Below are 8,732 nucleotides of genomic sequence, written 5' to 3'. Positions count from 1 at the left end.
CTTCTGTTTTATCTTTATTTTTAACAAAAGATGGCATACTATTAGTAACTCTTAAAATAGTAAATCTTAAAAGGTGGGTTTAAATCATGAATAAAACAATGACATTGTCTTTCAAAACTAATCCAAAACAAACTAATATCAGACACAACAACCGCGAACTGACAGAAAAGGAATTTAAAAGCGACGCTCACAAGCACATTCAGCGCGAAAAATCGAAATACAATATTCAGATTTTCAAACGTGATATCAAAGATGTTTATCACGAACTATTTGACGACGCACTGAACGCTTATAATGCGAAGCAAAAACGCAAAGATCGCAAGATCGATGATTATTATAAACACGTCCAGAAGTCCAAAAACTTGGACCTACAAAGGGAATTCATTGTTGCAGTCGGTAATAAGGCAGATTGGGAAAGACTAAGTTTTGAAGAAAAGCAAGAGGTGGGAGAGGCCCTGAAACGCTACGTAATAGATTTTAACGAACGGCACGATAATATGACCATTTACAATGCTATCGTCCATCTGGACGAATCTGGGGCCCCTCACGCACACTTTAACGTGGTTCCAACAGCAACTGGATACAAAAATGGGCTTGCTGTGCAACCATCGTTTAGAAAGGCTCTGGAACAGGAAGGCTTCGGCCCATCTGGGAGGGAACAGCTTAAAGCGTTTAGAGATGCAGAAGTTCATCGTCTGCATGAATTTGTACATGAAATCGGAATTGACCGAAAAGCTGGTCAGACGAATGATATCAAGGATATGCGTGAATATAAAGACGCGATGGAATATATTGAGAATCGAAAATCAAGTCAGATTGTTAAAATGCAACGCGAAGAAAAGGCTCATGAAGAAAAGATGAATGAGTTAAACGAGAGATTGAAACAACAAGAAGAAATGTTCCAAAAACAAGAAGAAATGATCCAAAAAAGAGATGAAGCTTTTAAAGCTAGTAAGAAGCAACAAGCTAGAATTATTAAGCAGATGAACGATGAGATCATGAGCGAGTCTGAAAAGCTTGATATGAAACGAATCGAAGATAAAACTGTCGATGCAATGTTGAAGATGCAGCTGATTGCAGATAAACCAATTGACGACAAGCGGAACTATCGAATCAAAGAGAAAGGATTTGGCGAGGAAAAACAACGTTATGTTATGGTTCCAGAAAAGGATTTTGATGACTTGGCACGTAGGGCTAATTCTGGCCCGCTGATGCAGTTGTTGAAAGATTTTAAAGATCATGTTCTTGGTTTAGGAATTGTAAAACGTCTGAGGGCTACAATTGCTAAACTAAAAGAAGAAATGGCTGGTCTACTTAGAGAAAACGATAGCTTATCTAAAGAATTAACGGCTGTAATTGAAGATAGAAACAAATACAGATCTCAATTGCAGGACCAAGAGTATTATCTAACGGATCAAGAACGTGCTGAGATCGCTGAAAAGATTGTTCAAAGACAAGATCTTGAGCTAGAAGATAATGAACGAAGCTTTGAAAGAGATGATCTCGATCTTAGCAGATAGATAATCTACAGCATTTTATACAGTTTATATACTTTAATATCCAAGTTTTGCAAAAAAGGTAGATAAATTTATACACTTGCATAATAGGACGCAAAATCCTTACTCTCTCAAGGGTTTCCGAAATCTGAGCAAAGTGTATAAACTATATAAAATCGAGTTTAAAAACAACAATTTAAAAAAAGTGTTGTTAAAAAGTGCCATTTTTGTTGTTTTTAAATCTAAATGAGATTATTTAAAATAAACCTGATTCAAAAAAAGTTTAGATTTACTGCCATTTTCGTTTACTTTCGCTAACTTATATAATTCATCTACCCCAAAAGCTGACGGGATAAAGCCGTCCTTTTTATTGGCTTTATTCACTAGACTTTAGATTCCATCAATGTAAATAGCCATGGTCTATCCTTTAGGCTTACGCTTCCTTATAGGCCAGCTGTGTTGCATTCAAAACAAAAAGTAAATCGTAAGATCACAAATGTTGGATTGAATGCTAACAAGAGGGCGCAAGCCCTCTGGGAGCGAAGCGACCGAGAGCCGAAGGCTCCAAGGCGAAGCCTCAAAAAAATCAAACGAAGGTGTAGATTTGGGGGCGAAACGAAGTGAGTCCCTTATTTATATATATTTTATATATATGTTTAATAATATATTTAACACCTCCGCGAACCTTAGAGTCACAAGGGTTTTCGAGTTTTATGGGTGTAGAAATGTCGGTTTATGGGTGTAGAAATGTCGGTTTATGGGTGTAGAAATGTCGGTTTATGGGTGTAGAAATGTCGGTTTATTAAGAACAAATATAAATATTTGCTTTATAAAGTTTTTGGTGGTATAATTAAGAAGAAATGAAAAGGAGTTCTTAATGGCTAATGAAGTAGTTAAGCATCACAATGATTTAAACACGGTTATCATGAGAAAATGGACAGCAGAAGAGATGAATTTCTTTTTTGCGATTATTACAAAAGCAAGAGACAAAAGCACTTCTGACCTTATTTTCGATAAACATCAACTGGCAGAATTGGCAAACTATTCTATCCAACACAATAAGCGATTTTATGACACAATGGACAGTTTAGCAAATAACATCTCTCAATTAAGATACATCGAGAAAACAAAGAATTCTATTGAATACATGCCACTTTTTACACGGTTTAAAGTTGAATGGGAAGATGATTTGTCAGACATGCAAGCCCAAGTTTCTGTATCTCCTCTTTTTGAGTATATTTTGAATAAGTTATCAGCAAATTTTACTCAGTATGAGTTGCAAGAGTTTACTTCCATTCGCTCGACTTACGCAAAAACCGCTTATAGACTTCTGAAACAGTGGCGAACGGTTGGACGAAAAGAGTTCAAGATTGATGAATTTAAACTTTTGTTAGATATGCCAAGTAGCTATAAATCGAGCGAAATCGATAGAGCGGTCATCACTCCGATTTTAAAACAGTTGTCTCCCTATTTTGAGGATTTAAAAGTCAAAAAAATCAAGTCAAAAAAGCGTGGAAATCCAGTTTTAGGATATGAATTTACTTGGAAAAAAGAAGTGACTGGAACGTATGATCCAGATAAGTTCAATAAACCAAAACCGAAAAAGTCTAATAAATCAAAATCAAGCAAAGGAACGAACGTGCCAAAACGGGTCAAACCGTACAAAAAGCAACCTTTAACTTCTGAACTGCAGAAGAAAGCAGACGAATTGATAGAAAAAGCGAAAAATTTATAAAAGGCGGTTTATCCGTCTTTTTTATTATCTTATTTTTAACTAGGTTAATAGCCTAGTTATATTATTAAATCGTAAAAAAATAGGGCTTCGATTTTTAGCTGTATTTTCTAATTGTTTTTATTATGTTTTAAGACATTAAAGGTCAGGGTGGTATATTTACCCTACCAGACCATTTAGTTTCTTTTTCTATAGATACCGATAAGGAAATGAGAGCTTAAAATCGATTTTAACAAAATATCTGTAAAGAAAATGTATAGAAAGTGATATAATTGTTATACATAACGTTATGTACAACGTATATAATCGACAAAAAAGAGGTGAGAATATGAGTGTGCAAATTAGTATGCGTGTATCAAAAGAACAGAAAGAAAGACTTGTAGAATTATCTAAGAAACAGAATAAGAGTTTGACGCAATATGTTTTAGATAGATGTATTATAGAAGATGTCGATACAGATGTAGATAGTGTAGCACATTCTAGCGAACGTGTAGAAAAGATGCTACAAAGCCAAATAGAGCAATTGCGCGAGGATTTTGAACGCGAACGCACTCAATTAGTGGATCAAATCGAGCAAAAAGACAAGCAGATTACTGATATGATCGAAACAAGCAACAATCAACTTCAACTGATTGGAGCTCTAACGATGAAAAATGAAACATTATTGTTAGAAACTAAAAGAAGCTGGTGGCAACGGTTGTTTTCTAGTAGAAAGGATAAATAATGGCAGGTAATAACTCATTAACTAAAGCAAAAGCAAATAAGGAAGATGAATTTTACACTCAAATTAGCGATGTAGAAAAAGAACTAAAACACTACACAAAACATTTTAAAGGGAAACATGTTTTCTGTAACTGTGATGATCCAGAAGAATCATCATTCTGGCGTTATTTTGCTCTAAATTTCAGTCGATTAGGTTTGTCTCGTTTAACTTCAACACATTACAAGGAAAGTGGAGAATCTTACCGTTTAGATATCTACAAAGATGTCCCTGAATCAGAAAAACATAAACCTACTTTTTTAACGCTTGAGGGGTCCAATATTGAACTTCCTTTAGGTTATATTACTGATCTTAAAGAAGACGGAGATTTTAGAAGCCAAGAAAGTATCGCTATTCTTCAGGAATGTGATATCGTAGTAACAAATCCACCTTTCAGTCTTTTTCGTGAATTTATCATTCAGCTTTTCGATTATCAAAAGGATTTTTTGATTATTGGAAATCAGAATGCTATCACCTATAAGGAAATTTTCAATTACTTGCAAAGTAACCAGATGTGGCTTGGAGCAAATTATGGAGATATGGCTTTCAAAGTACCAGATCACTATGAACCAAGAAAAACACGTTTTTGGATTGATGACTTTGGCCAAAAATGGCGTAGTCTTGGGAATATTTGTTGGTTCACAAACCTAGATTTCAAAAAACGTCACGAGGATCTCATTCTATACAAGAAATACACACCTGATGAGTTTCCAAAATATGATGAATACGATGCAATCAATGTAAATAAAGTTGCTGAAATCCCATATGATTATGATGGAATTATGGGTGTTCCTATAACATTTTTGAATAAACGGAGCCCAGAGCAGTTTGACTTAATTGGTATTGATAGATATGTACCTGATAACCCTCATTATGGTAAGAGATTTACTTTAAACAATAAAGAAGTATATGCTCGAATACTAATCAAAAGAAAGGCAAGCAAATGAAAATAGAATTAAATAAAATAAAAATTAGAGATCTTGTTCAAGGATATGAAGATAATGAGGAACAAGGTGTAAGAGCTTACGGAGGTAAACTTGATGTACGTCCTCCTTATCAAAGAGAGTTTGTCTATAAAGATAAACAACGTGATGCTGTTATCGAAACCGTTCAGAAAGATTTTCCTTTGAATGTCATGTATTGGGTTAAAACTGATGATAATTCTTTTGAAGTGTTAGATGGTCAGCAAAGAACACTTAGTATCTGCCAATACTTCAATAATGAGTTCTCTCTAAATTTTATGGGTTTTGCTAATCTACCAACTGACAAACAGAACCAATTTTTAGATTATGAACTCATGGTCTATATTTGCGAGGGAACGGATAGCGAGAAACTCGACTGGTTCAAAATCATCAATATTGCAGGCGAAAAACTAACTGACCAAGAGTTAAGAAACTCCGTCTACACTGGTCCATGGCTCTCGGACGCTAAACGCTATTTTTCCAAAACTAGCGGGCCAGCTTATGCCCTAGGTGATAAGTTAGTAAAAGGCGTACCCAACCGCCAAGAATATCTTGAAACAGTTCTATCATGGATTAACAATGGCGAAATTGAGGACTACATGGCACAACATCAGCATGACAGAAACGCTAATGAGCTATGGACTTACTACCAAGCTGTTATTAACTGGGTCAATATGCTTTTTCCAACCAAATACTACCGCAGGGAAATGAAAGGTCAACCGTGGGGGGATCTATACAATAAATATCACGAGAATAGCTATGATGCAGAAGAATTTGAAGCCGAAATTAAACGACTGATCCAAGATGACGAAGTCCAAAAACACAGCGGCATATACCCCTATCTTTTTGACCATCAAGAAAAGCATCTGAATTTAAGAGCTTTCACAGATAATCAAAAACGCAAAAAATACGAAGAACAAGAGGGACTCTGTCCTATCTGTCACAATCGCTTTGACTACACAGAGATGCACGGGGACCATATCACCCCATGGAGCAAAGGTGGAAAAACAACGTATGAAAACCTGCAGATGCTCTGTAAGGATTGTAATCATAGAAAATCCAATAAATAAAATAGACCTAAATTAGGTCTATTTTTTGTATAACGGACTCTAATTTGCGTTTTTTCATACAAAAAACACGCATTTTTGATGCTGACATGATGATTCTGAGCATTTTTCAGATTTTTTCGTAAGTAATATATCGCTGAAATGCTTAGAGCCTCAAGGGCATGAGCGTTTTTAGATAGACAACTCTCCGAAAAAGATCAATTTTTCGGAAAGAAATAAAAAGACGAGGTCAACTCGTCTTTTTATCTGTTTTAATCTACGAAATTTTCGTTGATCGAACCATCTTCATTTATTGCTTCGGTTTGTACTTCTGTCAAATGTTCAAAAGTAAGTACGATTTGCTTTTTCTTTCTGATAGATTCAAAGAACGCCGTCGCGTCTTGCGACAATTCCCAGCCAACAGAAATATGTTTAGAAGACAATAAAACTCCGCTGTCTACAAGATGTTTCACCGCTTTCTGAGTTGTTGAATAAGCCAAACCGACGTTTTCTGCGATATGCGTTACAGAATGGCCGTACAACGCGATTCCGCCGACAGGAAGGGCTGCTTCGTGAATATGATTTAGCACAACAGCAGCCGCTGGCTCTAATACGTTTTGAGAAAGAAGAAATTGCTGTGTAATCAGTTGCTTCAACAACTTCTCATCTTCACTTTGATACGTGATCGTTGGAACTAACGATTCTTGCACTGCATGAGTTTTGCGCGCTAACTCAAATGACGCCGAAAGATCCGTCTTTTCTTTGCGCTTACGTCCTCTACGTTCTATTTTCTTTGATTCTGCAGCAACTTCTTTTGTTTCCACTTGTCGTCTCCTTAATAATCGCTGATTTTCTTAATAACAATATTACCATATTTGTAATACTTTTCGTTACAAAATCAGTTTATCTAATAGACACATAATAAAGACATTATCCATCTTCTTTAATTCGATCCAACTGATAAGCTTTATCAATCCCCATCAAAAAATTGACAGCATCATCAATTTCGTATAATTCTTCAATGCCGTTTCTATCGTAAAAGTCACTTAAATACTCATCTGCCAACTCATACAATTTCTCTTCTTCAGAAAAATGATTTCCGTCCGAGTAAGAGGTATTCATGATCAAAGCTTTTGCAACTTTTAAAACTCCTCGAACATCTTCTCCCTCGTTTGATTCAAGAATGACATTAGCGCAGATTTCAAACAACTCTTTCAAATCAAAATGAATTTCTTCTGCAATATGTTTGTGTTTCATTCTAAACTTCTCTTTCTGTCACAAACTCTTTGATGAAAAGTTCTGCTGGATCTTCATCACCATCGTACAAACAATTTTTAGTAAAGAAATCAAATTGACGTGTTTGTTCTGCAAACAACTTTTCGTAAATATATTCTGGATCCTTCGAGGTTTTCAATGTATAAAGTTCATCTAACAGCTTTTTCAAATTTAAAAAATAATCTCTGTCTAAGAACACTTGTGCTTGATTATCTTGATATTTAATAGACGCATAGTCAAAATCGTTGCGAATTTTTTGACATTCGTCCATAAAGACCTCAACCATCAGTTTTTTATCAAGGTCTTTGAACTTAATAACTTTGTTCATTTCTTTTTCTGAGTAATAATAAAATTCTTTTAAGAATTTACGAACTATAATTGCAATATAAATTTGTTTAGCTTCTTCGCTTTTAATAAAGTTGTAATCAATTTCCATTTTTTAATCCTCTTCTCTGTTTAAACTTTTTCTGTTATTTACATTTTGGCTTCTTCGGATTTTCGTTAGTTTTATTTTCCCCATTCTTAATTTCTTTTAATCACGATATCTATCTTTAATTTAATTATATTCCTATTTTTTATTATTGTCAATCGCTTTTTTTAATATTATTTAAAATATTTTATTATCACAAATAATGCTTTTTATTGTGTGTTGATCAGGCGAACGCAGTGAGCTTTTTTGTCTGCGCGGTTCGCGGACAAATCGCACGCTGATTCGTGCGAACGGGCGAAGACCATTTTTTGCTGATAATTTTAACGCAGTTGAAATTATTTTTTTAGCAAAAGATGGGCAAGCAAAAATTGCGTGAAGCAATTTTCCGGTGCGTTGTTCGCGCCGATTTTTCGAGTCCACTTTGTGGGCCGAAAAACGCAGTGAATTTTTTGGACCATGATGGGCCAAAAAAGGGGTGCAACCCATGGCCCTCGGCAGAGCGTTTTACCTTTGTACGTCGCGCAGCGATGTCAAAGGTGCAAAAACGTTACTCTTTGCCAAAGAGTAACAGAAACTCCTGCTAAATCCCGACTGTAGATTATTATTTTTACGTTTATTTTTGTTCGACAATAGCGACGCAGGATAGCATTTGCGCTGCGTCATAGCCCGTTTTCGGGCTACATTGCGCTTTTTTAAAGCTGATTAATGGTTTTATATACTGGTCCACGTTTGTTTTAAAACATGGGCTTATATATAGACCATATTTTAGATAAATAATGGACTTATATATGGTCCATGATTTTATTGTTTCATGGTCTACTATGTATTCCATTATTCAATGCTTTCATGGTCTTTTATATAGACCATTTTCTACTCAAATCATGGACAACTATATAGACCATAATTTGTATTTTTCATAGACTTATATATAGTTCCATAAACTGTAAAAATCATGGATCTCTATATCTATCCATTATTTTTATTAACTAGGATAATAGCCTAGTTAAACTTTTTGAGTGCTACGTTTTTTT

8 protein-coding genes are annotated in these 8,732 nt (G+C 35.0%); 5 read left to right on the top strand and 3 right to left on the bottom strand.

The window, feature by feature from the left end; all coding sequences use genetic code 11:
* Positions 1 to 86: 86 nt before the first annotated feature.
* From O3646_RS10660 to O3646_RS10640, 5 genes are all read left to right on the top strand, one after another.
* A complete protein-coding gene (locus tag O3646_RS10660) occupies positions 87 to 1,520 on the top strand; it encodes a plasmid recombination protein (RefSeq protein WP_371610865.1) in 1,434 nt (477 codons plus the stop codon).
* 853 nt (positions 1,521 to 2,373) lie between these two features.
* Entirely contained in the window at positions 2,374 to 3,231 is an 858-nt protein-coding gene (locus O3646_RS10655) for a replication initiation protein (RefSeq protein ID WP_371610864.1), read from the top strand.
* Positions 3,232 to 3,556: 325 nt separating this feature from the next.
* Positions 3,557 to 3,952: a hypothetical protein gene (locus O3646_RS10650; protein WP_371610863.1), complete on the top strand. Its 396-nt coding sequence runs from the start codon at positions 3,557 to 3,559 to the stop codon at positions 3,950 to 3,952.
* The gene (locus tag O3646_RS10645) at positions 3,952 to 4,935 is read left to right on the top strand and encodes an adenine-specific methyltransferase EcoRI family protein (RefSeq protein ID WP_371610862.1); all 984 of its coding nucleotides are present in this window, start codon (positions 3,952 to 3,954) and stop codon (positions 4,933 to 4,935) included. The genes O3646_RS10650 and O3646_RS10645 overlap by 1 nt, the downstream gene beginning before the upstream one ends.
* The gene (locus O3646_RS10640) at positions 4,932 to 6,020 is read left to right on the top strand and encodes a DUF262 domain-containing protein (protein ID WP_371610861.1); all 1,089 of its coding nucleotides are present in this window, start codon (positions 4,932 to 4,934) and stop codon (positions 6,018 to 6,020) included. The genes O3646_RS10645 and O3646_RS10640 overlap by 4 nt, the downstream gene beginning before the upstream one ends.
* A gap of 248 nt (positions 6,021 to 6,268) precedes the next feature.
* On the opposite strand, the gene O3646_RS10635 is transcribed toward O3646_RS10640, so the two are convergent.
* The 3 genes from O3646_RS10635 to O3646_RS10625 all read right to left on the bottom strand — a co-directional run bounded on the left by O3646_RS10635 (position 6,269) and on the right by O3646_RS10625 (position 7,707).
* Entirely contained in the window at positions 6,269 to 6,820 is a 552-nt protein-coding gene (locus tag O3646_RS10635) for a hypothetical protein (RefSeq protein ID WP_371610860.1), read from the bottom strand.
* A gap of 106 nt (positions 6,821 to 6,926) precedes the next feature.
* Positions 6,927 to 7,253: a hypothetical protein gene (locus O3646_RS10630; protein WP_371610859.1), complete on the bottom strand. Its 327-nt coding sequence runs from the start codon at positions 7,251 to 7,253 to the stop codon at positions 6,927 to 6,929.
* A 1-nt stretch (position 7,254) separates the two neighbouring features.
* Positions 7,255 to 7,707, bottom strand: a complete 453-nt coding sequence (locus O3646_RS10625) for a hypothetical protein (RefSeq protein ID WP_371610858.1) — start codon at positions 7,705 to 7,707, stop codon at positions 7,255 to 7,257.
* Positions 7,708 to 8,732 lie beyond the last annotated feature (1,025 nt).

This window comes from Streptococcus sp. 27098_8_148, assembly GCF_041432105.1.
Classification (GTDB): Bacteria; Bacillota; Bacilli; order Lactobacillales; family Streptococcaceae; genus Streptococcus; species Streptococcus parasanguinis_AE.
This window is presented reverse-complemented; position numbering and strand designations above follow the sequence as displayed.

Excerpts from the sequence above, each read along its gene's own strand:
- O3646_RS10660 (WP_371610865.1), top strand. The coding sequence starts at position 87 with ATGAATAAAACAATGACATTGTCTTTCAAAACTAATCCAAAACAAACT.
- O3646_RS10655 (WP_371610864.1), top strand. The coding sequence starts at position 2,374 with ATGGCTAATGAAGTAGTTAAGCATCACAATGATTTAAACACGGTTATC.
- O3646_RS10650 (WP_371610863.1), top strand. The coding sequence starts at position 3,557 with ATGAGTGTGCAAATTAGTATGCGTGTATCAAAAGAACAGAAAGAAAGA.
- O3646_RS10645 (WP_371610862.1), top strand. The coding sequence starts at position 3,952 with ATGGCAGGTAATAACTCATTAACTAAAGCAAAAGCAAATAAGGAAGAT.
- O3646_RS10640 (WP_371610861.1), top strand. The coding sequence starts at position 4,932 with ATGAAAATAGAATTAAATAAAATAAAAATTAGAGATCTTGTTCAAGGA.
- O3646_RS10630 (WP_371610859.1), bottom strand. The coding sequence starts at position 7,253 with ATGAAACACAAACATATTGCAGAAGAAATTCATTTTGATTTGAAAGAG.
- O3646_RS10625 (WP_371610858.1), bottom strand. The coding sequence starts at position 7,707 with ATGGAAATTGATTACAACTTTATTAAAAGCGAAGAAGCTAAACAAATT.